Source organism: Microbacterium dextranolyticum, from assembly GCF_016907295.1.
Classification (GTDB): domain Bacteria; phylum Actinomycetota; class Actinomycetes; order Actinomycetales; family Microbacteriaceae; genus Microbacterium; species Microbacterium dextranolyticum.
In genome coordinates this window covers 1246507-1273380 of the sequence record NZ_JAFBBR010000001.1, presented here as the reverse complement: position 1 = coordinate 1273380, position 26874 = coordinate 1246507, and the positions used below count along the sequence as shown (strand labels likewise).

The window sequence follows — 26874 nt, the reverse complement described above, 5'->3', positions numbered from 1 at the left end:
CTACCGACCGCCCGAACCGAGCGCATCCGACGCCCCGGACGTCGTCGATGAGGCGAGGCGGCGCCACAGCGCGTCGGTCTGCGACAGTGTGCGATCGAGCGTGCCCGACGTGTCGATCACGATGTCGGCGACCTCCCGCCGGCGCTCATCGCTGACCTGCGCGGCGATCCGCGCGTCGGCGTCGGCGACACTCATCCCCCGCAGCTCGACGAGGCGCCGCGCGCGCACCGGCGCCGGGGCGTCGGCGACGACCACGAGGTCCCACGGGTCCTCGACCCGCGCCTCGACGAGCAGCGGCACGTCGTAGACCACGACCGCCGCAGGATCGGCGGCGAAGGCATCCGCGAACCGCCGCGCCGACTCCCGCTGGACGGCAGGGTGCACGATCGCGTTCAGGCGCGCTCGGGCCTCATCGTCGCCGAAGACGATCGACCCGAGACCGGCCCGGTCGAGTACCCCGCCCGCACCGATGAGGTGGGCACCGAAGGCATCCGCGATCCGGCTCAGGACCGGCGAGCCGGGGCTCTGGACGTCGCGCACGATGGCGTCCGCATCCACGATCACGGCACCGTGCTCGGCGAGCCGGCGGGCGATCGTGGATTTGCCGGAGCCGATTCCTCCGGTGAGCGCGACGAGAGGCATGCCTAGAAGGATGCCACGGTCCCGGACCCGCCGTCCGCCGCAGCGGGGGCGCTCGCCACGATGACCGAGGCCTCCGCCGTCTGCGATGCCCGGTGCGCGGCATCTCGGGCGGTCCGCAGCAGCACATCGGGGTCGTGCCCGACGATGCCCGACAGTGCCACACCGATGCCGATGGCGGCGAGCCTGCCCTGCGGGACCTCCGCCAGCTCGTCCAGGACCCCGCGGTAGAGAGCACCGCCGATGCGACGCGCGTCGGCCGTCGTCTCGGCGAGCGTGCAGATGACGAGTTGCGCGTCGCCGTCCTCGCCGACCAGAGCTGCGGCGGGCGCGAACCGGCGGGCGGCGAGGCGGTAGGCGCCGGCGATGGCCTCGACGACCTCGCCGCCGAACGCGCCGACGAGCTCGTCCACGCCGTCGGAGCGCAGCACGATGATCGCCACGCCTTCGCGTCGCCAGGACGCCCGCTCCACGATGTCGTCGAGCGCGCCGCGGAACGTCCGCGTCAGCATCACTCCGTCCGATGCCACGCCGTCGGAGGTCAGCCATTCGTATCGCTGCAGTGCGGTCCGGTGCGAGCGCAGCACCGAGGTGACGACGGCGGCGACCACGGTGAGGACCACGGTCACGATGTTCGCCGTGATCGAACCGAACCAGCGCGTGAAGACCTCGCTGTCCTGCCCCGACACGATCAGGACGACCAGGCGCACGCCGTAGAAGGCGCTCGCGACCCCGAGCACCGTCGACAGCGCCCATGCGCTGCGAAGTCCCCGCATGGGGTTGCGCAACGATTCAACGGCTCCGGCGCCGAAGAGGATCACGTGCGCGAGCGCCATCATCCACCACCCGCCCCAACTGCCGCGGGTCGGGTATTCGATGAGTGCCGCCGAGAACGCACCGATCTCGAGCGCGGCGAACAGGATCGCGGCAGGGCGGATGGGGCGGTCGTTGAACTGTCGGCAGCCGAGCAGCATGAAACCCGGGACCCCGACGAACAGGGTGTTCCCGACGGCGACGGCGACGGCGCCCCCGACACCCGAGGACCACGCCAGGTAGGCGAAGGTCGTCGTGAGTCCGCAGAAGAACGCGACCGCCCACAGCCGTCCGGGTCCGGTGTCGCGTCGCAGCAGTGTGTCGACGATGACGGTGACACCGGCCACCGAGGCGACGACGGCGGTCATCACCGTCACGCTGAAAAGATCGAGGGTCATGACAGCTCTGCCTGTGCTCGTTCCTCGAGCTCGCGACGCTGAACCGCCTCGGTCGCCGGGAGGGTGACGGTGAACGTGGTTCCCTCGCCCGCGACCGAGGCGACGGCGATCGTCCCGCCGTGCGCGTTCACGAGGTCGCGCGTGATCGACAGCCCGAGACCGTTGCCGGCGATCTCCGGCGCCGCGCGGAAGAAGCGGTCGAACACGCGGGCCGCCGCGCCGGGCGTCATGCCGACACCCGTGTCGGCGACCTCGACGACCGTGTGGACGCCGTCGGTGGACGTCCGCACCGTCACGGTGCCGCCGTCGCGGTTGAACTTGATCGCGTTCGCGATCAGATTGTCGAGCACTTGACGCAGCCGCGCTGGGTCGGCGTACGCGACCGCGAAGCCGGATCGCACCACACCGATCGAGACGAAGCGCTCCTGCGCCACCGGGGTGAGACCCGATACGGCCGATCGCGCGACCTCGACGACGTCGACCGCGCGCGGACGCAGCCGCGTGTCGACCGACGCGCTCGATCGGGACGACGCCGCGAGGATGTCCGTGACGATGCCGAGAAGGCGTTCGCTGTTCCGATACGACGTGTCGATCTGGCGCCGCGCCTCGTCGGAGAGGCCGCCTCCCTCCAGCGCGAGGTCGAGATAACCGAGGATCGAGGTGAGCGGTGTGCGCAGCTCGTGCGAGATCGAGGCGACGAGGTCGTCGCGCGCCTGCTGCGCATCGTGCTCGACGGTCACGTCCCGCGCGATCAGAACCGCGCCGGCAGGAGCCCCGTGGTGATCGGAGAGCTGACGGCCCGTGAAGCTCATCGCGGTGCGCCGGCCGTCGGGGCGATGGAACCAGGCGACGACGTCGGCGAACGACTCGCCGGCACGTACCCGCGCGAGCGGATGCCGGTCGGCGGGCACGGGTACCAGGCGCGCGTCGAGCAGTTCGCCGTCGTCCGTGCGCCCGCAGAATCCCGGGATGTCTCCGAAGCGCGTGAGGGCGTCGTTCTCGAGAATGATCTCGCCGCTGTCGGACAGTCGGATCACCCCGAAATCGACGACGTCGAGCACCTCGGTGACGAGTTGCTCCTGTCGTAGTGCCTCGCGGTGAGCGGCCGCGAACCTCTCGGTCTGGCGATCGAGGAGTCGACGCTGCGATTCGTGCCGCCGCGCCACGGTGTAGCTCGCCGCGCTGATCGCGACGAGGAGAAGAGGAAGCAGCAAGACCGAGTACGTGCCGCGCGGTGTCGACCCCGCCGCGAGCATGCTCCAGTACAGGCCGGGCAGGCCGACGCAGGAGACGACGAGGCCGATCCGCCCGATCGACGAGAGCCAGATCGCGGGAAAGGCCCATAGCAGCGGGAATCCCGCCGACGGATCGGATGCCCGCAGGAGCGCGATGGCGACGACGTCGATCGTCGGGATCACAGCCGACCACCCGAGGGCCACACGTGACCAGGGAACGCTCAGCGCCGCGACACCGCCGGCGACGATGAGCAGCATGCCCCATCCGTACGTCGCGGCGTCGGGCAGGCCGCCGGTGGCGACGCCGACGAGGAACAGGATCCCGACGACCGCGCACAGGAACAGCTGGTTGCTGGCGACGATCCGTTCACGCACATCGCCGCCGCCGCCTGATGTCGCGCGCGGAGGGATCGCCATGCGCACGAGGTTACCTCGGCATTCGCGGATCGTGATCGTCGGTGCTCCGGCATGCGACAGGGCCGCCGGTCGGGATGTCCCGGCCGGCGGCCCTGTCGTGGATTCGTTCGAGCGAACGGGTGCGGATCAGCGACCCGAGAGCTTCTCGCGGAGCGCCGCGAGAGCCTCGTCGTCGGCGAGGGTACCGCCGCCGTTGCTGTCCGAGGAGAACGAGGACGACGCGGTGGACGTCTCGGTCGGCGCGTTCGCCTCGGCCTCGAGAGCCTTGGCGACGGCGACCTTGTGCGCCTCCCAACGAGCCTGGGCAGCGGCGTAGTCCTGCTCCCACTTCTCGCGCTGAGCGTCGAAGCCCTCGAGCCAGGCACCCGACTCGGGGTCGAAGCCCTCGGGGTACTTGTACTCGCCGTTCTCGTCGTACTCGGTCGCCATGCCGTACAGGGCCGGGTCGAACTCGGTGCCGTTGGGGTCGACCGACTCGTTGGCCTGCTTGAGCGAGAGCGAGATGCGGCGACGCTCGAGGTCGATGTCGATGATCTTGACGAAGACCTCTTCGCCGACCGACACGACCTGCTCGGCGAGCTCGACGTGCTTGCCGGAGAGCTCGGAGATGTGCACGAGGCCCTCGATGCCGTCGGCGACGCGAACGAACGCACCGAACGGAACGAGCTTGGTGACCTTGCCCGGCGCGACCTGACCGATCGCGTGCGTGCGGGCGAAGACCTGCCACGGGTCCTCCTGCGTCGCCTTCAGCGACAGCGAGACGCGCTCGCGGTCGAGGTCGACCTCGAGGATCTCGACGGTGACCTCCTGGCCCACCTCGACGACCTCGGAGGCGTGCTCGATGTGCTTCCAGGACAGCTCGGAGACGTGCACCAGACCGTCGACGCCGCCGAGGTCGACGAACGCACCGAAGTTGACGATCGACGAGACGACACCCTTGCGGACCTGACCCTTGTGCAGGTTGTTGAGGAACGTGGTGCGCGACTCGGACTGCGTCTGCTCGAGCAGGGCGCGGCGCGAGAGCACGACGTTGTTGCGGTTCTTGTCGAGCTCGAGGATCTTCGCCTCGATCTCCTGGCCGAGGTACGGCGTGAGGTCGCGGACACGGCGCAGCTCGATGAGCGACGCGGGGAGGAACCCGCGCAGGCCGATGTCGACGATGAGACCACCCTTGACGACCTCGATGACCGAACCGGTGACGACGCCGTCGTTCTCCTTGATGCGCTCCACGTCGCCCCAGGCGCGCTCGTACTGCGCACGCTTCTTGGAGAGGATCAGACGGCCTTCCTTGTCCTCCTTCTGGAGGACGAGGGCCTCGACCTCGTCACCGACCTTGACGACCTCGTTCGGGTCGACGTCGTGCTTGATGGAGAGCTCGCGCGAGGGGATGACGCCCTCGGTCTTGTAGCCGACGTCGAGGAGGACCTCGTCGCGGTCGATCTTCACGACGGTGCCTTCGATGAGGTCTCCGTCGTTGAAGAACTTGAGGGTCTTCTCGACCGCGGCCAGGAAGTCCTCAGCAGATCCGATGTCGTTGATGGCGACCTGCTTGGTGGCCGGGACGGTCGTTGCGGTAGTCATGTAGTGGGTTGTCCTTGGATGGTTGGGATGTCGGGCCGCGCCCGTCCACGTGGGCGGGCGGATGCCATGAGGCAGAACTGCGGCGGTTGGATTGTGTTGCGATGCCACGCGCGCACGACGAAACATCCATGCGCGTGACATTTCATGCTATCAGAACCGCAAGCACGGCAGCAGATCCCTCCCCGGACTCACCCCCGCAGCGGATCGGCGGGGTCACGCGGGTCGAGCGCGGGGGCTCCCGGTCTCGACAGGGTGAGGACGGCCCACGCGACACGCGGACCGCTCTGCAGCTCGTCTTCGATGCGGTTGAGCTCGGCGGCGACCTCGTGCTCGGCCATGTCGCCGGCGAGGTCCACCGCGGCCACGAGGAACACTCGACGGGGACCGACGTACTCGAGGTGCAGGTAGGTGACCTGTGCGACCGCGGAGTAGGCCAGCAGCCGCTCGACGGCGGCGCGGCGCACGTCCGGGTCGACGGTCATCCCGACCAGGAACCGCACGTTCTGGCGGATGAGCACGACGGCGACGACCGCCAGTAGAAGTCCGACCAGGATCGAGCCCACCGCGTCGGGGGTGCTCGAGCCGGTGAGCTGGTGCAGAAGGATGCCGGTGAACGCGATGACGAGACCGATGAGCGCCGCGGCATCCTCGAAGAACACCGCGCGCACGGTCGGGTCGGATGTGCTCATGACGTGGTCGAGCAGATCGCGGTGCGATGCGACGGCCTCGCGACGGGACTGCCGGGTCGCCTGCAAGAACGACGTGCCCTCGAGCACGAAGGCGATGGCGAGTACTGCATAAGACACGCCGAACAGCCCGGCCGGCTCGGGGTGGAGCAGCTCCTGCACACCGTGGGTGATCGATACGCCCGCGCCGACCACGAACAGACCGAACGCCGCGAACAGCGACCAGACGTAGGCGGCGCGCCCGTAGCCACCCGGGTGGCGAGCGTCGATGGGATGCACGCTCCGGCGCGCGGCGATGAGCAGGAACACCTCGTTGCCGGTGTCGGCCCACGAGTGCGCCGCCTCGGCGACCATCGACGCCGCGCCCGTCAGCATCGCGGCGACGGTCTTCGCGACCGCGATGACCAGGTTCGCGCCGAGGGCGACGAGCACCGTGACGAGCGACTCCGATCCCGCAGGCGGCGTGCCCGCCGAACGCCGGCGAACGGAGGTCATGCGCGCCCCGTCGGCTCGATCGCACCATCCAGATACAGCCACGACTCCCCCGCGCGCCGGAATCGGCTGATCTCGCTCAGCACGCCGCGCTCACCCGTGCGGACGTCGCGCCAGTGCGCTCGGAACTCGACCGTGCCGCGCCGGTCGGCGTTTCGGCCGCCGTCGGCGCGAAGGATCTCCAGCCGCTCCCAGCGGACGGCGTCGTCGAGGTCGAGGGCGTCCGGCACCGTCGCCGGATGCCACGAGGCGCGCAGGTGCCCGACATCGCCCAGGGCGAACGCCGTGAACCGGGACCGCATGAGTGCCTCGGGGCTGGCGGCCGGACCTCCGGCGAGAACAGGACCGCAGCACGAGCCGTACTCGCCCCCGCCGCACGGGCACGGCGCGGAGGCAGCGAGCGTGCGTCCGCGATCCGCGGCTGCTCCGAACGACATGCCGACGAGGATACGCGCCTGTGGATAAGCACACGCGCGACCGGCGTCGCTGGCTAGCGTAGGCACATGGCACGACGGTGGCGGCGAGGGCTCCAGACGGGAGCGGGGCTGCTGCTCGCGCTCACGGTCGTCACCGCGTGCACACCCGCACCCGCCCCGACGCCCACACCCACGGGCTTCGCCTCGGACGAAGAGGCCTTCGCCGCCGCCGAGAGCACTTATCGTGCGTACGTCAATGCCGACAACGCATCACGGAAAGACCCGACATCGACTCCAAGACCCACCGACTTCTTGACGGGCGAGGCACTAAACGCCGAGATGGCGAGCGAACGGAAGTTTTCCGATGCTGGCGTCAAGTTGACAGGCGACGTCCTAATCGCGTCGATTCGCCAACTTGAAGCTTCCTCCACCAAGGCAAAGATCGAGGCTTGCCTCGACGTGACTGGCACTCGAGTCATGAACAGTGAAGGCGTCGATGTAACACCGACCGATCGCAGCGCCCAAATGACTGCAACGATCATCGTCGTCTGGTCCAACGAAGGCGCCTACATTTCGAGCACCTCAGCGAGCATCAGCCAATGCTGACCGAACTTCTGCTCAGCGCAGTTCTCTCGGCATTGCCCGCGGACAATCAATGCACAACTGCAGAGATTGCTGCGGGGCTCTGCTCGATCACCAACACCGGGTCAACGGTCGAAATCGGGGGCACCCGCGGCGGAGGCGGAGGCGGCGGCGGGGCGGACCACTCCGGCTCGGACGGGGACGAGTCCGCGAACACCGCACCTCCGAAGGGCCCGTCGGTGGCTCCCTGTGACCGGGTGGTCGATCCGCTGTGTCGGAACGGCATCGTCTACACGGTCGAGGTCCAGCGCCAGCCGACGTTGAGCGACCTGGCGTCGTTCGCACCGGCATCCGTGCCGCTGCTCGACGAACCGGACGGCGTCGGAATCGTCGGCATGCCGATGAACTTCGTCGTCGACGCCCGTCCGCACGAGCAGACCGGAACGCTCTTCGACCGACCGGTCACGGTGCGTTTCGCCCCGCTGTCCGTCGTCTTCACGTACGGCGACGGATCCAGCAGGTCCGCAGGCGACGGCGGCAGCACGTGGACCGCACTCGGACTCGCGCAGTTCAGCGCGACGCCTACCAGCCACGCGTACGGCGCCCGCGGCACCTACACCGCGTCGGCGACCGTGCGGTACGGCGCCGCCGTGAACTTCGGCGGCGGATGGGTGGCGGTCCCGGGCGTGCTCGAGATCCCGACCGGCGCCATGAGCATCCAGGTCTTCGAGGTGCGCACCGCTCTGGTGGACAAGACGTGCCTCGAGAGCCCCCGCGGCCCGGGGTGCTGAGCGCGTCGCATGCCAGGATGATGCCGTGACCGATCGTCTCATGCTGCTCGACACCGCGAGCCTGTACTTCCGGGCGTTCTACGGCGTCCCCGACACGGTGCGTTCACCCGACGGACGGCCGGTGAACGCGGTGCGTGGGCTGCTCGACATGATCGCGAAGCTGGTGTCGGCGTACGAGCCGACGCATCTCGTCGCCTGCTGGGACGACAACTGGCGCCCGCAGTGGCGCGTCGATCTGATCCCGAGCTACAAAGCGCACCGCGTCGTCGAGACGGTACCGACCGGTCCCGACGTCGAAGAGGTTCCCGACGCACTGGACGCACAGGTCCCGATCATCCGCGAGGCACTGGGCGCACTCGGGATCCCGGTCGTCGGCGCCGCGGAGCACGAGGCCGACGATGTCATCGCCAGTCTCGCGTCGCAGTCCTCGCTGGCCGTCGACGTCGTCACCGGCGACCGAGATCTGTTCCAGCTCGTCGACGATGCCCGCGGCATCCGCGTGATCTACACCGGGCGCGGCATGAGCAACCTCGAGGTGCTCGACGATGCCGCTGTCACCGCGAAGTACCGGGTGCTTCCGAGCCAGTACGCCGATTTCGCCGTTCTCCGGGGCGATGCCTCCGATGGGCTGCCGGGGGTCGCGGGCGTCGGCGAGAAGACCGCCGCCGCGCTGCTCGCCGCTCACGGCGACCTCGCGGGCATCCGCTCGACCGCCCAGTCCGGCTCCGGCATGACCGCCGGGGTCCGCGCGAAGATCCTCGCCGCCGCGGACTACCTCGCGGTCGCTCCCCGGGTGGTCGAGGTGGTCCGCACGCTCGATCTTCCCCCCGTCGATGCCCGGCTGCGCATTCCGGATGCCGGGGCTGTCGATGCTCTCGCCACGACCTGGGGTCTGGGGGCGTCACTGGATCGCGCCGTCGCCGCGGTGGCGTCCGCCGCCGCGCGCTGACGTCCGCGCCCTCTCGCTCGGTCAGACCGCAGGGCGTCACGCGAACCGCCCCGTCTCGTGCGAGGGCCTATGACACACCGAACGGGCCCGCATCGCGCGCGAGCCCGTTCGGTGCGTGGAGCAGCAGCGGCGTCAGGACCTCGTGACGCTCGAGCGACGGACGATGACCGGAACCGCGGCCAGCCGGGCGAGGGCCGTGCCGAAGAGGATGGACAGGATGCCGACGCCGATCGCGAACGTGGCGACGCCGTAGGAGACCACCGAGGTGAACAGCGAGGCGCGCAGGAACGACGCGTTCATCACCGTGGCACGCACCGGGTCGTCCTTGTCGAGTTCGGCATAGGTCTTGCCGCCGGATGCCTTCATCGCGTGGTGCTGGATGATGTCGGCCTGCACGTAGGCCGTGAACGGCCCGTCGACGGTCTGCCCCTGGAAGGCGATCGCGTCATCGGGAACGGTGATGTTCTCCGCGCGCAGCTGCGTCGACACGGCGACCCACACGACGACCCCGACGACGATCAGGGCGATGCCGCCGAGGATGCCGAGGATTCCGGCGACCTTGACGAATCCGACCTTCTTCTGCGGGGGCTCGATCGTGTCGACCGTGGCGGCGGTGTGTTCTGACATGGGGGGATGTCCTCTCAGTCGTGCAGACGATCGGGGTGTGGTGCGTGTCTGCTTCCTTCACCGTAACGGCGAGGCCGAGAGTCGAACAGAGTCGTTCGCCGGGGAAAACCCATTCAGCAGAATAATCCTCGCCGGATCACACCGACGGGCGCTGCGTCGCCTCCACCCACCGATCGAGCACTCCCGCTGCGGCGCCGTCGTCGATCGCCGTGCCTGCGCGCTGCACCGCGTCGGCGAGACGCTCGACGATCGGTCGCTGCACCTGGGCGGCGTCGCGGAACAGCTCGTACGAGACGATCCCCGCCGCGGCATTCAACAGCACGATGTCGCGCACAGGGCCCGGCTCGGCGTCGAAGACCCGCCGGACGATCGCCGCGTTGTGCGCCGCGTCGCCGCCGAGCAGGTCGTCGATGTCGGCGAGCGGGATGCCGAGGTCGCGGGGGTCGAGATCGTGCTCGTGGACGTCTCCGCGGCTGATCTCCCAGAGACGGCTGTGACCGGTCGTGGTCAATTCGTCGAGCCCGTCGTCGCCGCGGAAGACGAGCGCGGTCGCTCCGCGCGTCTGGAAGACGCCGGTGATCAGCGGCACGCGGTCGAGGTTCGCGACGCCGACCGCGTTCGCTTCCGCGCGGGCGGGGTTGCAGAGCGGGCCGAGGAAGTTGAAGACCGTCGGAACGCCCAGCTCGGTGCGCGCCGGTCCCGCGTGACGGAAGCCGGGGTGGAAGGCGGAGGCGAACGCGAAGGTGATCCCGACTTCGCCGAGCACCTCCGAGACACGCTCCGGAGGAAGGGTGAGGTCGATGCCGAGCGCGCTCAGCACGTCGGAGGAACCCGAGGCGGAACTCGCCGCACGGTTGCCGTGCTTGACCACCGGGATGCCGGTGGCCGCCGCCACGACGGCGGACATCGTCGAGATGTTGACGGTGCCGAAGCGATCGCCGCCGGTGCCCACGATGTCGAGCACCTCCGCAGGGACGGGGAGAGGCAGAGCCGCTTCGAGGATCGCGTCGCGGAAGCCGACGATCTCGTCCACGGTCTCGCCTTTGGCCCGCAGCGCCAACAGGAATCCGCCCAGCTGCGCCGGCGTCGCTGCGCCCGCCATCACCTGCCGCATCGCCCAGGTGGATTCCGACACGCTGAGGTCACGACGATCGAGGACAGCCGTCAGAATCTCCGGCCATGAGTAGAGGTCCGCCACGAGAGCCGATCCTATCGGCAGACTGACAGGACACTCGCGGGCGGTTCAGAGCGCGCACGCATGCCTCCGAAAGTCCGGTCCTGTTCGATGACACCTTCAGGGATGCGAAAACTGGACGCCGAATCCGCCATAATGGGGAGCGTGACGACGACTCCAGCGACCTATTCCCAAGCCTTGCGATCCGTGAAGCGCCCGGATCCGGTGGCTGTGGGCACCATCGTGTGGCTGGGCAGCGAGGTCATGTTCTTCGCTGGCCTGTTCGCGATCTACTTCACGCTGCGCAACTCTTCGCCCGATCTGTGGGCCGAGGCGACCAAGGATCTGAACGTTCCGTTCGCAGCCGTCAACACCGTCATCCTGGTGCTCTCGTCGTTCACCGCCCAGGCCGGCGTCTTCGCCGCCGAGCGCTTCCAGCCGTACCGCAAGGGATCGTTCTGGCAGTTCCGGCAGTGGGGCATGGTCGAGTGGTTCTTCCTCACCTTCCTCATGGGAGCGGTGTTCGTCTCGGGCCAGGTGTGGGAGTACGCGACCCTCATCGCCGAGGGCATGCCGATCAGCGCGAACTCGTACGCGTCCGCGTTCTACATCACCACGGGCTTCCACGCCATCCACGTCACGGGTGGCCTCATCGCGTTCCTCCTGGTGATCGGTCGCGCCTTCGCCGTGAAGAACTTCGGACGCAAGGAGATGACCTCCGCCATCGTCGTGTCGTACTACTGGCACTTCGTGGACGTCGTCTGGATCGTCCTGTTCTTCGTCATCTACGTCGTCAAGTAAGAAGCGGAGCTGACTCCCTCTATGTCCTCGAAGACCCCGCGTCAGAAGACCGGCCGCCGCAGCCGTTGGGCTGCCGCCGCCCTCATCGGCATCGGACTCCTCGTCACCGGTGGCGTCTACGCCGGCGCCTCGACCGCGATGGCCGCCACCGAACCCACGACGGCGACCACCGCGCTCACGGCCGAGGACGGCAAGAAGCTGTTCCAGGCCAACTGCGCCACCTGTCACGGTCTGAACCTCGAAGGAACGGCCGACGGCCCGTCGCTGTACGGCGTCGGCGAGGTCGCCGTCGAGTTCCAGGTGTCGACCGGTCGCATGCCCCTGCAGATGCAGGGCCCCCAGGCGCCGCAGAAGCCCGTGCAGTTCACCGAGGACCAGATCCTCGCGATCTCGTCCTGGGTGCAGTCGACCTCCCCCGGCCCCGCCTTCCCGAGCAAGAGCGTGCTCGACGGCAAGGGCGACGTCGCCAACGGAGCCGAGCTGTTCCGCATCAACTGCGCCATGTGCCACAACGTCGCCGGCGCCGGCGGCGCGCTCACCGAGGGCAAGTACGCTCCGGCTCTGACCAGCACGAGCGCCCTGCACATGTACGCGGCGATGGCCACCGGCCCGCAGAACATGCCCGTCTTCAACGACATGACACTCACGCAGGACGAGAAGCGCGACATCATCTCGGCGCTGCTGTTCCTGCAGCAGAACGACTCCCCCGGCGGACTCTCGCTCGGATCTCTCGGCCCCGTGTCCGAAGGTCTGTTCATCTGGATCTTCGGCATCGGCAGCCTGATCGGCCTCACCGTGTGGATCACGGCGAAGTCGAACTGATCGGGCATTTGTGGACAACGACGGCACTGACGTAGCGAACGGAACAACCATGGCACACGAGGAAGACGCTCTCGAGCACGAGAGGGCATCATGGAAGCCCTCTCCCGGGCTCGCCGTCGCCGTCCCCGACCCCGTGCAGAACCCCGGCCTGCCGCCGCACCGGGAGCGCATCACCGACAAGGACCCCGCCGCCATGAAGCGCGCGGTCCGCACGGTCTACACCCTCTTCTACCTCTCGCTGGCCGGGAGCATCTGGGCGATCGCCGCTTACATGCTGTTCCCGATCGAGAGCGGCTCGCTCATCGACATCCGGCACAACAACCTGTTCGTCGGCCTCGGTATCGCCCTCGCCCTGTTCGCCCTGGGCATCGGCGCGATCCACTGGTCGAAGGCCGTGATGAGCGACAAGGAGTTCATCGAGCCGCGTCATGCGACCCGCGGTCGTGACACGACCCGCGAGGGCGCCGTCGAGGTCTTCCGGGCCGCGAATGACGAGTCCGGCTTCGGACGCCGCACCGCCATCCGTGGTTCGCTCATCGCCGCGCTCGTGGCATCCATCCTTCCCGGCATCACGCTCTTCCGCGGCCTCGCCCCGGAGAGCTCCCCCGAGAACCCGATCGCCGGCGACCCGGTGGCCCTCCTCAGCCACACCATGTGGAAGAAGGGCGAGCGCCTCGCCCACGACCCGTCCGGTGAGCCCATCCGGGCCGCAGACCTGACCCTCGGCTCGGCCGTGCACGTCATCCCGGCGTCGCTCGCCGACGTCAGCCACCACGACGGCTACCTCGAGGAGAAGGCGAAGGCCATCGTGCTGCTGATGCGCCTGCTCCCCGAGCAGCTGCCCGCCGAGCACAACAAGCTCGAGTGGTCGTACGACGGCATCGTCGCGTACTCGAAGGTCTGCACCCACGTCGGATGCCCCGTGGCACTGTACGAGCAGCAGACGCACCACCTGCTGTGCCCCTGCCACCAGTCGCAGTTCGACGTGTCGCGCTCGGCGGAGGTCATCTTCGGCCCCGCCGCCCGCCCGCTGCCGCAGCTGCCGATCACGGTGGACGCAGAAGGCTACCTGGTCGCGCAGAGCGACTTCCATGAACCCGTCGGCCCGAGCTTCTGGGAGCGTCATTGAGCACCGCGACCGTCACTGAGACACCCGCCACCAAGGCGGACGCAGAGAAGCCCCTCGGCGGACGTTTCGTCGCCGGCGCGGCGAACTACCTCGACGAGCGCACGAGCATCTCCGGCCTCGTGCGGGAGCTCGGGCGCAAGATCTTCCCCGACCACTGGTCGTTCATGCTGGGTGAGATCGCCCTGTGGAGCTTCGTCGCCGTGCTGCTGTCGGGCACGTTCCTGACGTTCTTCTTCCAGGCCTCCATGGTCGAGACGCATTACAACGGCGCCTACCTGCCCCTGCGCGGCGTGGAGATGTCCGCCGCGATGGATTCCGCCCTGCGCCTGTCGTTCGACATCCGCGGCGGCCTCCTCGTGCGTCAGATCCACCACTGGGCTGCGCTCGTGTTCGTCGCCGGCATCGGCGTGCACATGCTCCGCGTGTTCTTCACGGGCGCGTTCCGCAAGCCGCGCGAGCTCAACTGGGTGATCGGCTTCATCCTGTTCATCCTGGCCATGGCCGAGGGCTTCACGGGCTACTCGCTCCCCGACGACCTGCTCTCGGGCAACGGCCTGCGAATCATCGACGGCATGGTCAAGGGCATCCCGCTCATCGGCACGTGGACGTCGTTCCTGCTCTTCGGCGGCGAGTTCCCCGGAACCCAGATCGTCGGTCGCCTGTACACGCTGCACATCCTGCTGCTGCCGGCCATCCTGATCGCGCTGCTCGCGGTTCACCTCATGCTCATGATCGTGAACAAGCACACGCAGTTCGCCGGCCCCGGCCGCACGAACAGCAACGTCGTCGGCTTCCCGATGATGCCGGTCTACATGTCGAAGATGGGCGGTTTCTTCTTCATCACGTTCGGCGTGATCGTGCTGATCGCCTCACTGTTCACGATCAACCCGATCTGGAACTACGGACCGTACGACCCCTCCCCCGTCTCAGCAGGTACGCAGCCCGACTGGTACATCGGCTTCGCCGACGGCGCCCTGCGTCTCGTACCGCCGCACCTCGAGTTCGTCCTCTGGGACCGCACCTGGTCGTTCAACATCCTCCTGCCGCTCGGGATCATCGGGATCTTCATCGTCTTGGTGCTCATCTACCCCTTCATCGAGGCATGGATCACGGGCGACAAGCGCGAGCACCACATCGCTCAGCGTCCGCGCCACGCTCCGACGCGCACCGCGATCGGTGTGGCCGGCGTCATCTTCTACGCGATGCTCTGGGCCGCGGCCTCGTCCGACATCATCGCGACGCACTTCCACCTCACCATGGAGGGCGTGATCCACGCGCTCCAGGCGCTGCTGATCATCGGCCCCGTCGTCGGCTACTTCATCACGAAGCGCATCGCCCTCGCACTGCAGAAGAAGGATCGCGAGATCGCTCTGCACGGCTACGAGTCGGGTCGCATCGTGCGCCTTCCGGGCGGCGAGTACATCGAGGTCCACCAGCCGGTGGATGCCTACGAGCGCGTGAAGCTCGTCGACTACGGCACCTTCGAGCCTCTCGTCGTGCGCCCCAACGACCAGGGCCGCATCCCGTGGCACGAGAACCTCCGTTCCTCGCTCTCGCGCTGGTTCTTCGAGGATCGTCTCGTTCCGGTCACACAGGCCGAGATCGACGCCGCCGAGGCCCACGCTCACCACGCGGTCGAGCACGAGGCCCACGAGAGGCAGGCCGAGATCGAATCCGCCGAGAAGCGCGACGACGCGGGCGACAAGAGCTGAGCCGACTCTGGCAGCCCAGCGGCGAGGAGTGACCGTTCCGGTCCTCCTCGCCGCTTCGTGGTTCCCGTACGTTTCTGCGCATGACCTCTTCTGCGTTCGACTACTTCTCCGCCAAGCTCACTCACGAGACCGACCCTGCCGACGTCTACGCCGCGCAGAAGGCCGGTGACGCCCTCACGCTAATCGACGTGCGCAGCGGCGACGCCTGGGCCCACGGGTACGCCCGTGGCGCCGTTCATATGCCCTACCGGGAGATCGCCGCGCGCGCCCGTGAGCTCGATCCCCGTGTCCCCGTCGTCGTGTACTGCTGGAGTCCCGGGTGCAACGCCGGCGCGAAGGGAGCGATCGAGTTCGCACGGCTCGGGTTCGTCGTGCGCGAGATGATCGGAGGCTTCGAGTACTGGGCGCGCGAGGGCTTCCCCGTGGAGACCGCCGACGGTCCCCTCCCCCGGGTCGTCGACCCTCTGGTCTCGGTGGTGCGCCCGGCGAGCTGACGAGCGTGGACGCGATGTCCTCGCACGCCGTTCGACGAGCGAGGCGCCAGGGATGAGCTGCCGACGCGGGATGAGCTCGGCGCCCCTGCAGTGTGGTAATGACCCAGTGTGGGTGATTGCCCCACTGTTTCCGCGGAGCTCGTCTGAGGGCGCCTGATCGCCGTCAGGGGCGTTACCCGAGCAGGCACGGAGCGTCCGACGGGTGGGATGGATGCCGACGCGCAGCGCTACGGACGCTGATCCACCTCACACGAAACGGCGGCCTCCGCGCAGAACAGTGTCTGCAGGGAGGCCGCCGGTTCTGAACGACGTGGGGCTCAGCGGGCGAAGTAGCCCCGGTAGTACTCGTAGACCCAGCCGACGATCGCGACGACGAAGACAGCGAGCCCGATCGGCAGCATGAAGGTGCCGACGGCGAGGCCGAGAATGCTGAGCGAGGCGGAGAACGCCAGCACCAGCGGCCACCACGACCACGGGCTGAACTCACCGATCTCGGGATCGGCGTCATCGATGTCGGCCGTCAGCGAGTCCTCGGGAAGCTCGCCGCCCTGCGCGCGGTGCACGCGGTCGACGTAGAAGCCGATCATCAGCGACATGAACACCGTGAACAGCAGGGCGACGGTGCCGACCCACTCGATCGCGTGGTACCACGGGCGACCGGAGTGCTCGATGATGTTCCAGCCGGTGTAGACGCCCGTGATCAGCAGGAAGAACGCCGACAGGATCCACCAGAGATTGATGTTGGTCTTCACTTACTTGACCTCTCCATCGGCCAGGTCGACGACGGGGGCGTCGGGGGCATCCTTCGCCGGGCCCACGCCGACGGGCACAGCCGCCTCGGGGTGGTTGAGGTCGAAGGCGGGGCGCTCGCTGCGGATACGCGGGATCGACGTGAAGTTGTGACGCGGCGGCGGGCAGCTGGTGGCCCACTCGAGCGAACCGCCGTAGCCCCACGGGTCGTTGACGGTGACCTTGGGCGCCTTGCGCGACGTGATCCAGACGTTCAGGAAGAACGGGATCATCGATGCGCCGAGGATCATCGCGCCGATCGTCGACACCTGGTTCTGCCAGGTGAAGCCGTCCGCACCCGAGTAGTCGGCATACCGGCGGACCATGCCCTCGACACCCAGCCAGTGCTGGATCAGGAAGGTCATGTGGAAGCCGATGAACAGCAGCCAGAAGTGCACGACGCCGAGACGCTCGTTGAGCATGCGCCCCGTCCACTTGGGCCACCAGAAGTAGAAGCCCGCGAACATGGCGAACACGACCGTGCCGAACACGACGTAGTGGAAGTGCGCGACGACGAAGTACGAGTCCGACAGGTGGAAGTCGAGCGGCGGCGACGCGAGGATGACACCGGTCAGACCACCGAAGACGAACGACACCAGGAAGCCGAGCGTGAACAGCATCGGTGTCTCGAAGGTCACCGACCCCCGCCACATCGTGCCGATCCAGTTGAAGATCTTCACACCGGTCGGAACGGCGATCAGCATCGTCATGAGCGAGAAGAACGGCAGCAGAACCGCACCCGTCACGTACATGTGGTGCGCCCAGACCGACACCGAGAGTGCGGCGATCGCGATCGTCGCGTAGACGAGGGTCTTGTATCCGAAGATCGGCTTCCGGCTGAACACCGGGAGGATCTCGGAGACGATGCCGAAGAACGGCAGCGCGATGATGTAGACCTCGGGGTGTCCGAAGAACCAGAAGAGGTGCTGCCAGAGAAGCACGCCACCGTTGGCCGGGTCGTAGATGTGGGCACCGAGCACGCGGTCGGCTGCGGCGGCGAGGATGGCGGCCGCGAGAACGGGGAACGCCATCAGGATCAGGATGCTCGTGACGAGCGTGTTCCACGAGAAGATCGGCATGCGCCACATCGTCATGCCGGGCGCACGCATCGTGATGATCGTCGTGATGAAGTTCACCGCGCCGAGGATGGTGCCGAAACCGGACATGCCGAGTCCCAGCATCCAGAGGTTTCCACCCGCGCCGGGCGAGAAGCTCGCGCCGGCCAGAGGCTGATACGCGAACCAGCCGAACGCGGCGGCACCCTGCGGCGTGAGGAATCCGGCGATCGCGATGATCGACCCGAAGATGAACAGCCACAGCGCGAAAGCGTTCAGACGCGGGAACGCCACGTCGGGCGCACCGATCTGAAGGGGCAGGATCGCGTTGGCGAAGCCGGCGAACAGCGGAGTCGCGAACATCAGCAGCATGATCGTGCCGTGCATCGTGAACAGCTGGTTGTACTGATCCTTCGTCGGAAGGATCTGCATGCCCGGCTCGAACAGCTCGGCACGGATGATCAAAGCCATCACGCCGCCGAGCAGGAAGAAGATCACCGAGGCGATCAGGTACATGTACCCGATCGTCTTGTGGTCGGTGGAGGTGATCCACCGGACGAGGATGTTGCCCTTCTGCTCGACGCGCGACGTGCTCAGCAGAGCAGCCTGCCGCGGCGGCAGCGTGGACGGGCGGTGCGGAGCCTCACCCTGAAGAGGAAGCGTCGTCGCCATCAGTGTTCTCCCTCGGACGTAGCGCCGGTTCCGGCCAGGTTCTGCAGGCGGTTGTACGCCTCGTTGATGTCACCCGTCTGCTTGCGATCGCGCAGACTCTCGACGTATGCGTCGTACTCGGGCTGCTCGACGACCTTGACGTTGAACAGCATCATCGAGTGGTACTGACCGCACAGCTCTGCGCAGCGGCCGTTGTACTCGCCGACACGGGTCGGAGTGAAGGACCAGTAGTTGTCCTTGCCGATGTACATGTCCTTCTTGTAGAGGAAGTCCACGATCCAGAACGAGTGGATCACGTCACGCGAGGTGAGCTTGATCTTCACCTTCTTGTCGACCGGCAGGTACAGCGTGGGCAGCTCGCTGGTGATGTTGCCCTGGGCATCGGTCTGCGCCTGGACGCCCATGGTCCACACGGCGTTGCTCGCATCGTCGCAGTCCTGCTGCGCGTACTGGAAGTCCCACGCCCACTGCTTGCCGATCGCGGTGATGCACACGTCGGGCTCGTCGTACTGCGTCTCGAGCGCCGTCTGATCGCGGGCGGTGAAGGCGAAGAAGCCCAGCACCAGGATCAGCGGGACGATCGTGTAGAAGATCTCGATCGGCATGTTGTACCGCAGCTGGACCGGAAGACCGGTCTGGCCCTTGCGGCGACGGTAGGCGATCGCCGCCCAACCCATGAGTGCCCACGTGATGATCCCGACGACGAGGAGCACGATCCAGGAGTTCACCCACAGTCCCGAGACCATCGAGGTGTGGTTGGTGGCCTGGGTGCCGTCCTCGGTGAAGCCGGGGAGGAATCCGTTCAGCTGGCTTGGCGTGCAGCCCGCGAGGGTGATCGCGGCAGCGATCCCGAGGGGGATGGCGGCGAGCCGGAGGCGGCGTGTGACGCGCACGGGGCACCTTTCGGAGTCATGAAGGTCGAACACCGTTCAGTCTAGGGCAACCTCCCACGCGATTCAGGCCATCCGCCCAGGATGTCCCCCACCGACGGAGGGGTTTTCGCCCGCTGATCCGGTCGGATCGGGGAGCGTGCGGGTGCTCAGTGGAAGCTGTCGCCGCACGCGCAGCTGCCCGCTGCGTTGGGGTTGTCGATCGTGAATCCCTGCTCCGAGATCGTGTCCTTGAAGTCGATCGTCGCGCCGTCGAGATAGGGCACCGACATGTCGTCGACGATGACCTCGACGCCGTCGAAGTCGACAGCCTGGTCGCCGTCGAGGAAGCGCTCGTCGAAGTAGAGCTGATAGATCAGGCCCGAGCATCCGCCCGGCTGCACGGCGACGCGCAGGCGCAGGTCATCGCGTCCCTCCTGCTCGAGCAGGCTCTTGACCTTCGCGGCGGCGGCGTCGGTGAGTCCCACGCCGTGGGCCTTCGCGTCGGCGGCCTGGGCGTCGGCGTCGGCAGTCGTGAGGGCGGTGTCGGTCATGGCGTTCTCCCCGGAGAGTCGGGCCGGTGTCATCCGGCTGGATGCCACGATTCTACGACGCCGGCGCACAGGAGGGCCGGTACTGCGCGTATCCCTCCGACCTGCGCATCGTGCTCAGTCGGCTGTGCCGAGGCCTTCGCGGTCGAGCCGCTCGAGAAGCAGCGCCTCGGACACCAGCGCGTGTCGGAAGGTGTCCAGGTGCAGCGACTCCCCCGGGCTGTGGGCGCGGGCGTGGGGGTCTTCGACGCCCGTCACGAGGATCTGAGCGGCGGGGAACTGGCCGACGAGGTCGGCGATGAACGGGATGGATCCGCCGATCCCGATGTCCACCGGCGTCGTCCCGTACCCCTCGGCGAGGGCGGCGCGCGCGTGGGCGGCCGCCGTGCCGCTCGTATCCGCCAAGAACGGGTCGCCCACCTCGACGTCGGAGAACGTGAGCTCCGCGCCGAACGGAGCGTGCGCGCGCAGGTGGGCGGCGATCGCGTCGTAGGCGTCGCGCCCGCTCTGCCCCGGCGCGACCCGCACACTGAGCACGGCGGAGAGCTCCGGCGTGAGCGTGTTCGAGGCGTTCCGAACGGTCGGGAAGTCGATCCCGGTCACGGTGATCGACGGCTTGTTCCAGATCCGGCTGAGGATCGTCCCCCGCCCGATCGGCCGAACGCCCTCAGGCAGGCCCGCTTCGTCGCGGAGCGTCTCCTCGGTGTACTCGGGTGTCGCGGCATCCCGCTCGGCGAGTCCCGCGACGGCGACCGCGCCGTCGTCGTCCCACAGCGTGCCCAGGAGCTTCACGGTGGCGAGCATCGCGTCCGGCACGGCACCGCCGAACATGCCGGAGTGAGACGCGTGCGCGAGGGTGCGCACACCCAGCGTGAAGCGGGCGTTCCCGCGCAACGAGACCGTGAGCGCCGGCGTCGCGGCATCCCAGTTGCCCGAGTCCGCCACCACGATGACATCGGCGCGCAGCGCATCGGCGTTCTCGTGCAGGAAGGCGGCGAACGATGCCGACCCCGCCTCTTCTTCGCCCTCGATGAAGACGTTGACACCGAGATCGATGTCGTCGCCGAGCGCGGCGACGAGAGCTCGGAGCGCACCCACGTGGGCCATCACGCCGGCCTTGTCGTCGGCTGCGCCACGTCCGTACAGACGACCGCCCTGCACGGTGGGCTCGAAGGGAGCGGTGTCCCAGAGGTCCTCGTCGCCGACGGGCTGGACGTCGTGGTGCGCGTAGAGAAGGATCGTCGGGCGTCCGTTGCGTGCCGCACGGGATGCCAGGACCGCGGGCATCCCCTCCACCCCGGTCTCGGGGATCGTCGCCGTCCGCACCTCGACCCGGTCGAAGAACGCGAGGTCGTCCAGCAGCGACTTCACCGCGGCCGCACTGCGTTCCACCTCGGCGCGATCGAACCCGGCGAACGCGACCGACGGAATGCGCACGAGGCGGCCGAGGTCGGCCAGCGCAGCCGGCACTCCCCCGATCGCGGCTTCTCGAACGGATGCGGATCGGGACAGCTCAGAGGTCATGCGGGTAATCTTAGGACGGCGCCTTTCGCGCTCCCTCTCTCGTCCAGATATCGAGGACCCACCCCGTGGCCAAGAACTCCGCAGCAGCCGACACCACTCCCGACGCGCCGACCGGGCCGGGCAAGCACCGTCCGACGCCGTCCCGCGCCGAGCAGGAGGCGGCGCGCAAGCGCCCGCTCGTCGCCGACACCAAGGAGGCACGCGCCCGCGCGAAGGCCGAGCTGGCCGCGCAGCGCGAGAAGGCCCGCGTCGGCATGGCCAACGGCGACGAGCGGTATCTTCCGGCGCGCGACAAGGGACCGCAGCGCAAGTTCGTGCGCGACCTGGTGGACTCCGGCTGACACGCGGGAGAGCTGCTCATGCCGCTCATGCTCGTCGTCATCCTGGTCAGCCTCGTGCAGAACCAGAGCATCGTGTACTTCGCCTTCGTGGCCCTCTGGCTGTACATTCTCGTCGTCGTCGGCGACATGATCATCACGAGCCACAACGCGAAGAAGCGCGCCAAGGCGACATTCGGCGACCGCACCGAGAAGGGTCTCGGCTGGTACGCCGCGATGCGCACCGTGCAGATGCGGTTCATGCGCCTGCCGAAGCCCCAGGTCAAGCGCGGCCAGCGCCCCGCCTGAATCCTTCTATCGACCGAGACCCGCTCGCGCCGGTGACCTCGTGATGAGCGATTCCGATCGCACCTTCGCGAGGCGCATGCGGGTCCGGTTCGTCGGAGCCCCGGCGGCGGCAGGCATCGCCCTCGTCGGCGTCGCGTCCGCCCTCGGCGCGTCCGGCGCGGGAGCGGACTTCCCGGCATTCCTGTCGGCACTGACCGGCGGATGGGCGCTCGCGTTCGCCGTCGTGAACGCCCTCGACGACGTCGCCGGCGGACGCGCCTGGCTGATCCACCTGGGTCTCGGCGCGCTCGCGGTCGCGGTGCTCGTGAGCATCGATCCCCTGTTGCGCTCGCTGGCCGACCTGCCCGCGGCGCTGCGGGGACCTCTCTCCGCCGCGGCGTTGGCCATCCCGCCGGCCTGCGGCTGGGTTCTGCTGACACTGCTCGGCCGGGTGACCGACCGCACGCAGCGCACGGCGGCCCGGCGCGCGGCGACGATGCCGCATCTCACGTGGGGCGACGACCCGGCCTACCCACGGCTCACCGTCCTCGCCGCCCGGATGACGACGGGACGCCTCAGCGCGCTCATCCTCGGTGCGGTCGTGACGGGCGGTGCGGCGATCGTGGTCCTGCTCGTCGCGGGCGAGCGATGGGTGACTCGTCTCGCCCCTCTGCTCCTGATCCTGGTGCTCGGGATCGTCGTCGCGCTGCCGCTCTCCGCGCTCGTGCGAGCGGTCGTGCGCGTCCACCGGGTGCAACTGTCGCTGGGCTGGAAGCACGGCGCGCTCGACGTGCAGATGAGCGATCCGCGGGCCCTCGGTGCCGAGCCGCCGGATACCCGGACACTCCCGCTGTCGGCCCTCGTCGCTTTCGTCTGGCGGGACGGGGGCGATACGGCACGGGTCGAACTGCACACGGCGCACCGCCACGAGGTCTTCCTCGTCGGGATGCTGCGCCAGGACGGCGGCGCGTCCTCCGAGCTACCGGCGCTGACAGCGACGATGAACCGTGCCCTCGAGAACGCGGGCCTCGTCCGCAGCGAGCGGCGCGGCGTCGTTCGCTTCCGGCGCCCGGATCACGCCACGGCGGAACCGAAGGAGAGCACGGCGCCGACTAGGCCCGGCGGAGACGCGCGCTCAGACCGCGGTTGATCTGCCGCGCCCAGAGCGGACCGCGATAGATGAAGCCCGTGTATCCCTGGACGAGGTCGGCACCGGCATCCAACCGCTCCTGCACGTCGGCGGCGGTCTCCACACCGCCTGCGGAGATGACGCAGAAGTCGGCCGGGACCACCGCGCGGACCGTGCGCAGCACGGCGAGCGACCGTGCGCGCAACGGGGCGCCGGACAGGCCACCGGCCCCCATCGCAGCAACCTTCTCTGCGTCGGTCGAGAGCGGCTCGCGCGCGATCGTCGTGTTGGTCGCGACGATGCCGGACAGCCCCGCGTCGACCGCGAGTCGGGCTATCGCCTCGATCTCGTCGTCGGGCAGGTCGGGAGCGATCTTGACCAGCAACGGCGTGGATCCGGCGGCGTCGCGCACCGCTTCGAGCAGGGGCCGCAGGGTCTCGACGGCCTGCAGGCCGCGCAGGCCTGGTGTGTTGGGCGACGAGACGTTCACGACGAGGTAGTCGGCGACCGGCGCGACCTGACGCGTGCTCGTGACGTAGTCCGCGGTCGCCTCCGCGACATCGACCACGCGGCTCTTGCCGATGTTGGCGCCGAGGATCGCGCGCCGCCGGCGCCTCCCCGATCGCGCGAGTCGCGCCGCCGCCGCCGCGGCTCCCGCGTTGTTGAACCCCATGCGGTTGATCAGCCCACGGTCCTCGATCAGCCGGTAGAGGCGCGGCTTCGGGTTCCCGTCCTGGGCGATCGCCGTCACGGTGCCGATCTCGGAGTGACCGAAGCCCAGCGCATAGAGCCCCTCGCTCATGACGGCATTCTTGTCGAACCCGGCGGCGACACCGAAGGGCGAATCGAACTCCAGGCCGAGCGCCCGCGTCCGCAGGCGCGGATCCGGCCGGGTCAATGCCCGGACGACGGGCGCGACCGGCCAGACGCCGAAGAGGCGGATGACGGGGATGACGAGGTGGTGCGCCGTCTCGGGGTCCATGCGCGCGAAGACGGTGCGGAAGATGAGCGGATACATCGCCCCTCAGCCTAGAGGGATCGCCAGCACCTCCGACGACGCACCGCCCCGGAGAAAAGACGCGGGGTCAGCCGGCCTCGCCGCGCGCCGCCGCCTCGTGATCCGCGCGCAGCTGAGCGATGGACGCCTCGAAGTCCTCGAGGGAGTCGAACGCCTGATAGACGCTCGCGAAGCGCAGGTAGGCGACCTCGTCCAGATCACGCAGCGGGCCCAGGATCGTGAGACCGATCTCGTTGGTGTCGATCTGCGAGGCACCGGTCTGCCGCACCGCCTCCTCCACCACCTGCGCCAGGACGGCGAGGTCGGCCTCGGTCACCGGCCGCCCCTGGCACGCTTTGCGGACGCCCGACATGACCTTCTCGCGGCTGAACGGCTCGATGACTCCGGATCGCTTGATGACGTTCAGGCTCGCCGTCTCGATCGTCGTGAAGCGTCCACCGCACTGCGGGCACTGGCGGCGGCGCCGGATGCTCAAGCCGTCGTCGCTCGTGCGCGAGTCGATCACGCGCGAGTCGGCGTGACGGCAGAACGGGCAGTGCACGGTCTCAGTGCTCCGTTCCGGCGAAGCGCGCCGTGACGGCCTCACCGTGCGCGGGCAGCGCTTCGGCGACGGCGAGAGCCACGATGTCGTCGTGGACGGCCTCGAGCGCGGCACGGTCGTACGCGATGACCTGCTGCGGTCGCAGGAACGTCGACGCGGACAATCCCGAGGCATACCGCGCCTGGCCTCCCGTCGGCAGCACGTGATTGCTGCCCGCGAGGTAGTCGCCGAGACTCACCGGCGAGAACGCGCCGACGAAGACGGCACCGGCGTTCACGAACTCCTCCGGGTGAGGATCGCGCAGGTGCAGCTCGAGGTGCTCGGGGGCGTAGGCGTTGCTGAACGCCGTCGCGGCGGCGAGATCGTCGACCAGGACGATCGCCGATTGGGCGCCGTCGAGCGCCACGGCGGCACGGGCGCCGTTGCGGGTGGCCACGACCCGACGCTCCACCTCGGCCCGGGTCGCGCGGGCGAGATCCTCGGACGGCGTGACGAGCACCGCGGATGCCTGTTCGTCGTGCTCCGCCTGGCTGATGAGGTCGACGGCGACCAGAGCGGCGTCGGCGGCGTCGTCGGCGACGATCAGAATCTCGGTCGCGCCGGCCTCGGAGTCCGTGCCGACGACGCCAGCGACGGCACGCTTGGCGGCGGCGACGAAGTTGTTCCCCGGCCCGGTGACGACGTCCACCGGTTCCAGTCCGATGCTCTCGACGCCGAAGGCGTAGGCGCCGACGGCCCCCGCACCCCCCATGGCGTACACCTCGGTGACGCCGAGGAGCTTCGCGGCGGCGAGGATGTCGGGGTGCACACGACCGCCGAACTCGGCCTGCGGCGGTGACGCGAGCGCGACCTCGCCGACGCCCGCGACCTGTGCGGGCACGACGTTCATCACGACGCTCGACGGGTAGACCGCTTTGCCGCCCGGCACGTACACCCCGGCGCGCCGGACCGGCTGCCACCGCTGTTCGACGCGCGCGCCGGGACCGAGCTCGGTCGTGGACGGCGGCGGCACCTGGGCGGCCGACGCGATCCGCACGCGACGGATCGCTTCATCGAGCGCGGCCCGCACACCAGGGTCGAGACGTTCGAGCGCCTCGTCGAAGTGCTCTGCGGGCACACGGATCTCGTGTCCCGTCACGGCGTCGAAACGATCGGCCTGCTCGCGCAGGGCCTCCTCACCACGATGCTGGACATCGGAGACGATGTCGGCCGCGGCGCTCAACGCCTGGGAGCGCGCCGCCTGGGCGCGTGGAACGGAGGCGAGCAGCTCGGCGGTCGTGAGGTCACGGCCGCGGAGATCGATCGTGCGGAGCATCCGTCCAGGCTAGCGCTACGGCGTCGGCGATCAGCCGCGCGTCACACCGGAGACGTCGGTGAGGTAGCCGATGCGGCCGTCCTCGTGACGCACCACGAAGCTGTCGCCGCGGTCCTCGATGACCAGCGCCCATGCGGTGGGACCGATCGTGAAGAGCGGCTGGCCTGCGTCGTCGACGACCGCGCGGTCGACGGGGGCGAGCGCCCAGAACGCCTGCGACGCGGGCGGCGCGCTGATCACCTCGGCGACAGCGGCGGTGTCCTGCGGCGAGAAGGCGACGGTCTCGTCCGACACCGAGCTCGACGGCTCGCCCTCGGTCGGCGCGGTCGCAGCGGGCGCGGCGGCGTGCGTCGGGCGCTCGGTCACAGGGCGCGCGACGACGGGGCGCGCGGGGCTGGCGAAGCGGTGTGCGACGACCTCGGGACGGTGGCGGAAGTCCTCGCCGATCGTGGGGAACAGGGGCGCGAACACTGTCAGCAGCACGCCGGCGAGCATGAGGATGAACTCGACCCACACGACCCAGGTCGCCACGAACAGCCTCTGCCCCGCGAGCGACACGAACGCCGACCAGAGGATGCCGAGCCAGATGATGGCGGACACCGAGAACGCGACCGAGGCGAACTGATCGATGCCGAGCGAGCCGACGCGCCGGATGCCCTGAGGGGAGAGGCGACGCAGGAGCAGCAGGAACACCGCCACGGTCGGAGTGCCGATGGTGAGCACCCAGTCGATGCCCCCGCTCCACACCGTGCGGCTCCCGACGAGCTCGCCGAAGATGGGGAAGAACGAGACGATGAACGCGACGACCCAGACCCCGCCGAGCGCGACTTCGCGGACGGAGAACGGACCCACGCCGTACTGCGGCGGGGCACTCTGATCGACACCATCCGGGCCGTCGGTGGCGGCCGCGAAGGCGTTCGCGACGGATGCGAACGTCACATCGGGGTCCGGGGTCTCCTCGGGAACGGACGTCACCGCAGCGGAGTCCTGGGGAGTCTCTGCGGACTCGGGGGCGTACTTCTCGTCGGTCACGATGATCGGTCCTTCC

Annotated in this window: 26 protein-coding genes and 1 pseudogene; 10 read left to right on the top strand and 17 right to left on the bottom strand. The window is 68.8% G+C overall.

The window, feature by feature from the left end:
• From coaE to JOE64_RS05725, 6 genes are all read right to left on the bottom strand, one after another.
• Nucleotides 1-642 carry a dephospho-CoA kinase gene (gene coaE / locus JOE64_RS05750; protein WP_204963367.1) on the bottom strand — a complete coding sequence of 214 codons (642 nt, stop codon included), beginning with the start codon at nucleotides 640-642 and terminating at the stop codon, nucleotides 1-3.
• A gap of 2 nt (nucleotides 643-644) precedes the next feature.
• A complete protein-coding gene (locus tag JOE64_RS05745; protein WP_204963366.1) occupies nucleotides 645-1850 on the bottom strand; it encodes a diguanylate cyclase in 1206 nt (401 codons plus the stop codon).
• Entirely contained in the window at nucleotides 1847-3502 is a 1656-nt protein-coding gene (locus JOE64_RS05740; protein ID WP_204963365.1) for a sensor histidine kinase, read from the bottom strand. Before JOE64_RS05740 ends, JOE64_RS05745 begins: the two co-directional genes overlap by 4 nt.
• A gap of 126 nt (nucleotides 3503-3628) precedes the next feature.
• The gene (gene rpsA / locus JOE64_RS05735; protein WP_204963364.1) at nucleotides 3629-5083 is read right to left on the bottom strand and encodes a 30S ribosomal protein S1; all 1455 of its coding nucleotides are present in this window, start codon (nucleotides 5081-5083) and stop codon (nucleotides 3629-3631) included.
• A 188-nt stretch (nucleotides 5084-5271) separates the two neighbouring features.
• Nucleotides 5272-6264, bottom strand: coding sequence for a cation diffusion facilitator family transporter (locus tag JOE64_RS05730; RefSeq protein WP_204963363.1), 993 nt, complete (start codon nucleotides 6262-6264; stop codon nucleotides 5272-5274).
• Nucleotides 6261-6698: a YchJ family protein gene (locus JOE64_RS05725; RefSeq protein WP_204963362.1), complete on the bottom strand. Its 438-nt coding sequence runs from the start codon at nucleotides 6696-6698 to the stop codon at nucleotides 6261-6263. The genes JOE64_RS05730 and JOE64_RS05725 overlap by 4 nt, the downstream gene beginning before the upstream one ends.
• Before the next feature lie 66 nt (nucleotides 6699-6764).
• Between JOE64_RS05725 and JOE64_RS05720 the strand changes: the two genes are divergently transcribed.
• From JOE64_RS05720 to JOE64_RS05710, 3 genes are all read left to right on the top strand, one after another.
• Nucleotides 6765-7283, top strand: coding sequence for a hypothetical protein (locus tag JOE64_RS05720; RefSeq protein WP_204963361.1), 519 nt, complete (start codon nucleotides 6765-6767; stop codon nucleotides 7281-7283).
• A 215-nt stretch (nucleotides 7284-7498) separates the two neighbouring features.
• A complete protein-coding gene (locus JOE64_RS05715) occupies nucleotides 7499-8050 on the top strand; it encodes a hypothetical protein (protein ID WP_239531714.1) in 552 nt (183 codons plus the stop codon).
• 25 nt (nucleotides 8051-8075) lie between these two features.
• Nucleotides 8076-8999, top strand: a complete 924-nt coding sequence (locus JOE64_RS05710) for a 5'-3' exonuclease (RefSeq protein ID WP_204963359.1) — start codon at nucleotides 8076-8078, stop codon at nucleotides 8997-8999.
• Nucleotides 9000-9131: 132 nt separating this feature from the next.
• Here the strand turns inward: JOE64_RS05710 and JOE64_RS05705 are convergent, their stop codons facing one another.
• Both JOE64_RS05705 and trpD read right to left on the bottom strand, forming a co-directional pair.
• Nucleotides 9132-9626 (bottom strand): aromatic ring-opening dioxygenase LigA, encoded by a 495-nt coding sequence (locus JOE64_RS05705; protein WP_204963358.1) that lies wholly within the window; start codon nucleotides 9624-9626, stop codon nucleotides 9132-9134.
• 136 nt (nucleotides 9627-9762) lie between these two features.
• On the bottom strand, nucleotides 9763-10824 hold the full coding sequence (gene trpD / locus JOE64_RS05700; RefSeq protein WP_204963357.1) for an anthranilate phosphoribosyltransferase: 1062 nt from the start codon (nucleotides 10822-10824) through the stop codon (nucleotides 9763-9765).
• Nucleotides 10825-10956: 132 nt separating this feature from the next.
• On the opposite strand from trpD, the gene ctaE reads away from it, so the two are divergent.
• The 5 genes from ctaE to JOE64_RS05675 all read left to right on the top strand — a co-directional run bounded on the left by ctaE (nucleotide 10957) and on the right by JOE64_RS05675 (nucleotide 15758).
• The gene (gene ctaE, locus JOE64_RS05695; protein WP_204964983.1) at nucleotides 10957-11601 is read left to right on the top strand and encodes an aa3-type cytochrome oxidase subunit III; all 645 of its coding nucleotides are present in this window, start codon (nucleotides 10957-10959) and stop codon (nucleotides 11599-11601) included.
• 21 nt (nucleotides 11602-11622) lie between these two features.
• The gene (qcrC, locus tag JOE64_RS05690; RefSeq protein ID WP_204963356.1) at nucleotides 11623-12423 is read left to right on the top strand and encodes a cytochrome bc1 complex diheme cytochrome c subunit; all 801 of its coding nucleotides are present in this window, start codon (nucleotides 11623-11625) and stop codon (nucleotides 12421-12423) included.
• 49 nt (nucleotides 12424-12472) lie between these two features.
• A complete protein-coding gene (gene qcrA, locus JOE64_RS05685; RefSeq protein ID WP_204963355.1) occupies nucleotides 12473-13552 on the top strand; it encodes a cytochrome bc1 complex Rieske iron-sulfur subunit in 1080 nt (359 codons plus the stop codon).
• Nucleotides 13549-15264: a cytochrome bc1 complex cytochrome b subunit gene (gene qcrB, locus JOE64_RS05680; RefSeq protein ID WP_204963354.1), complete on the top strand. Its 1716-nt coding sequence runs from the start codon at nucleotides 13549-13551 to the stop codon at nucleotides 15262-15264. The genes qcrA and qcrB overlap by 4 nt, the downstream gene beginning before the upstream one ends.
• 80 nt (nucleotides 15265-15344) lie before the next feature.
• Nucleotides 15345-15758 (top strand): rhodanese-like domain-containing protein, encoded by a 414-nt coding sequence (locus JOE64_RS05675; protein WP_204963353.1) that lies wholly within the window; start codon nucleotides 15345-15347, stop codon nucleotides 15756-15758.
• Nucleotides 15759-16075: 317 nt separating this feature from the next.
• On the opposite strand, the gene JOE64_RS05670 is transcribed toward JOE64_RS05675, so the two are convergent.
• The 5 genes from JOE64_RS05670 to JOE64_RS05650 all read right to left on the bottom strand — a co-directional run bounded on the left by JOE64_RS05670 (nucleotide 16076) and on the right by JOE64_RS05650 (nucleotide 21218).
• Entirely contained in the window at nucleotides 16076-16510 is a 435-nt protein-coding gene (locus JOE64_RS05670; RefSeq protein WP_204963352.1) for a cytochrome c oxidase subunit 4, read from the bottom strand.
• Nucleotides 16511-18274: an aa3-type cytochrome oxidase subunit I gene (gene ctaD, locus JOE64_RS05665; protein ID WP_204963351.1), complete on the bottom strand. Its 1764-nt coding sequence runs from the start codon at nucleotides 18272-18274 to the stop codon at nucleotides 16511-16513.
• Nucleotides 18274-19167 (bottom strand): aa3-type cytochrome oxidase subunit II, encoded by an 894-nt coding sequence (gene ctaC, locus JOE64_RS05660; RefSeq protein WP_204963350.1) that lies wholly within the window; start codon nucleotides 19165-19167, stop codon nucleotides 18274-18276. The genes ctaD and ctaC overlap by 1 nt, the downstream gene beginning before the upstream one ends.
• Nucleotides 19168-19313: 146 nt before the next feature.
• Nucleotides 19314-19697 (bottom strand): iron-sulfur cluster insertion protein ErpA, encoded by a 384-nt coding sequence (gene erpA, locus JOE64_RS05655; RefSeq protein WP_204963349.1) that lies wholly within the window; start codon nucleotides 19695-19697, stop codon nucleotides 19314-19316.
• A 114-nt stretch (nucleotides 19698-19811) separates the two neighbouring features.
• The gene (locus JOE64_RS05650) at nucleotides 19812-21218 is read right to left on the bottom strand and encodes a dipeptidase (protein ID WP_204963348.1); all 1407 of its coding nucleotides are present in this window, start codon (nucleotides 21216-21218) and stop codon (nucleotides 19812-19814) included.
• 65 nt (nucleotides 21219-21283) lie between these two features.
• Between JOE64_RS05650 and JOE64_RS05645 the strand changes: the two are divergent.
• A pseudogene (locus tag JOE64_RS05645) lies at nucleotides 21284-21844 on the top strand (DUF3043 domain-containing protein).
• 43 nt (nucleotides 21845-21887) lie between these two features.
• The gene (locus JOE64_RS05640; protein ID WP_204963347.1) at nucleotides 21888-22973 is read left to right on the top strand and encodes a hypothetical protein; all 1086 of its coding nucleotides are present in this window, start codon (nucleotides 21888-21890) and stop codon (nucleotides 22971-22973) included.
• On the opposite strand, the gene JOE64_RS05635 is transcribed toward JOE64_RS05640, so the two are convergent.
• The 4 genes from JOE64_RS05635 to JOE64_RS05620 form a co-directional block, all read right to left on the bottom strand.
• Nucleotides 22936-23970, bottom strand: a complete 1035-nt coding sequence (locus JOE64_RS05635; RefSeq protein ID WP_204963346.1) for a quinone-dependent dihydroorotate dehydrogenase — start codon at nucleotides 23968-23970, stop codon at nucleotides 22936-22938. The genes JOE64_RS05640 and JOE64_RS05635 overlap by 38 nt on opposite strands.
• 67 nt (nucleotides 23971-24037) lie before the next feature.
• The gene (nrdR, locus tag JOE64_RS05630) at nucleotides 24038-24511 is read right to left on the bottom strand and encodes a transcriptional regulator NrdR (protein WP_204963345.1); all 474 of its coding nucleotides are present in this window, start codon (nucleotides 24509-24511) and stop codon (nucleotides 24038-24040) included.
• A 4-nt stretch (nucleotides 24512-24515) separates the two neighbouring features.
• Entirely contained in the window at nucleotides 24516-25826 is a 1311-nt protein-coding gene (gene hisD, locus JOE64_RS05625; RefSeq protein WP_204963344.1) for a histidinol dehydrogenase, read from the bottom strand.
• A 30-nt stretch (nucleotides 25827-25856) separates the two neighbouring features.
• Nucleotides 25857-26858, bottom strand: a complete 1002-nt coding sequence (locus JOE64_RS05620) for a hypothetical protein (RefSeq protein ID WP_271202560.1) — start codon at nucleotides 26856-26858, stop codon at nucleotides 25857-25859.
• Nucleotides 26859-26874 lie beyond the last annotated feature (16 nt).

Excerpts from the sequence above, each read along its gene's own strand:
- coaE (WP_204963367.1), bottom strand. The coding sequence starts at position 642 with ATGCCTCTCGTCGCGCTCACCGGAGGAATCGGCTCCGGCAAATCCACG.
- JOE64_RS05745 (WP_204963366.1), bottom strand. The coding sequence starts at position 1,850 with ATGACCCTCGATCTTTTCAGCGTGACGGTGATGACCGCCGTCGTCGCC.
- JOE64_RS05740 (WP_204963365.1), bottom strand. The coding sequence starts at position 3,502 with ATGGCGATCCCTCCGCGCGCGACATCAGGCGGCGGCGGCGATGTGCGT.
- rpsA (WP_204963364.1), bottom strand. The coding sequence starts at position 5,083 with ATGACTACCGCAACGACCGTCCCGGCCACCAAGCAGGTCGCCATCAAC.
- JOE64_RS05730 (WP_204963363.1), bottom strand. The coding sequence starts at position 6,264 with ATGACCTCCGTTCGCCGGCGTTCGGCGGGCACGCCGCCTGCGGGATCG.
- JOE64_RS05725 (WP_204963362.1), bottom strand. The coding sequence starts at position 6,698 with ATGTCGTTCGGAGCAGCCGCGGATCGCGGACGCACGCTCGCTGCCTCC.
- JOE64_RS05720 (WP_204963361.1), top strand. The coding sequence starts at position 6,765 with ATGGCACGACGGTGGCGGCGAGGGCTCCAGACGGGAGCGGGGCTGCTG.
- JOE64_RS05705 (WP_204963358.1), bottom strand. The coding sequence starts at position 9,626 with ATGTCAGAACACACCGCCGCCACGGTCGACACGATCGAGCCCCCGCAG.
- ctaE (WP_204964983.1), top strand. The coding sequence starts at position 10,957 with ATGGGGAGCGTGACGACGACTCCAGCGACCTATTCCCAAGCCTTGCGA.
- qcrC (WP_204963356.1), top strand. The coding sequence starts at position 11,623 with ATGTCCTCGAAGACCCCGCGTCAGAAGACCGGCCGCCGCAGCCGTTGG.
- qcrA (WP_204963355.1), top strand. The coding sequence starts at position 12,473 with ATGGCACACGAGGAAGACGCTCTCGAGCACGAGAGGGCATCATGGAAG.
- JOE64_RS05675 (WP_204963353.1), top strand. The coding sequence starts at position 15,345 with ATGACCTCTTCTGCGTTCGACTACTTCTCCGCCAAGCTCACTCACGAG.
- ctaD (WP_204963351.1), bottom strand. The coding sequence starts at position 18,274 with ATGGCGACGACGCTTCCTCTTCAGGGTGAGGCTCCGCACCGCCCGTCC.
- erpA (WP_204963349.1), bottom strand. The coding sequence starts at position 19,697 with ATGACCGACACCGCCCTCACGACTGCCGACGCCGACGCCCAGGCCGCC.
- JOE64_RS05650 (WP_204963348.1), bottom strand. The coding sequence starts at position 21,218 with ATGACCTCTGAGCTGTCCCGATCCGCATCCGTTCGAGAAGCCGCGATC.
- JOE64_RS05640 (WP_204963347.1), top strand. The coding sequence starts at position 21,888 with ATGAGCGATTCCGATCGCACCTTCGCGAGGCGCATGCGGGTCCGGTTC.
- JOE64_RS05635 (WP_204963346.1), bottom strand. The coding sequence starts at position 23,970 with ATGTATCCGCTCATCTTCCGCACCGTCTTCGCGCGCATGGACCCCGAG.
- hisD (WP_204963344.1), bottom strand. The coding sequence starts at position 25,826 with ATGCTCCGCACGATCGATCTCCGCGGCCGTGACCTCACGACCGCCGAG.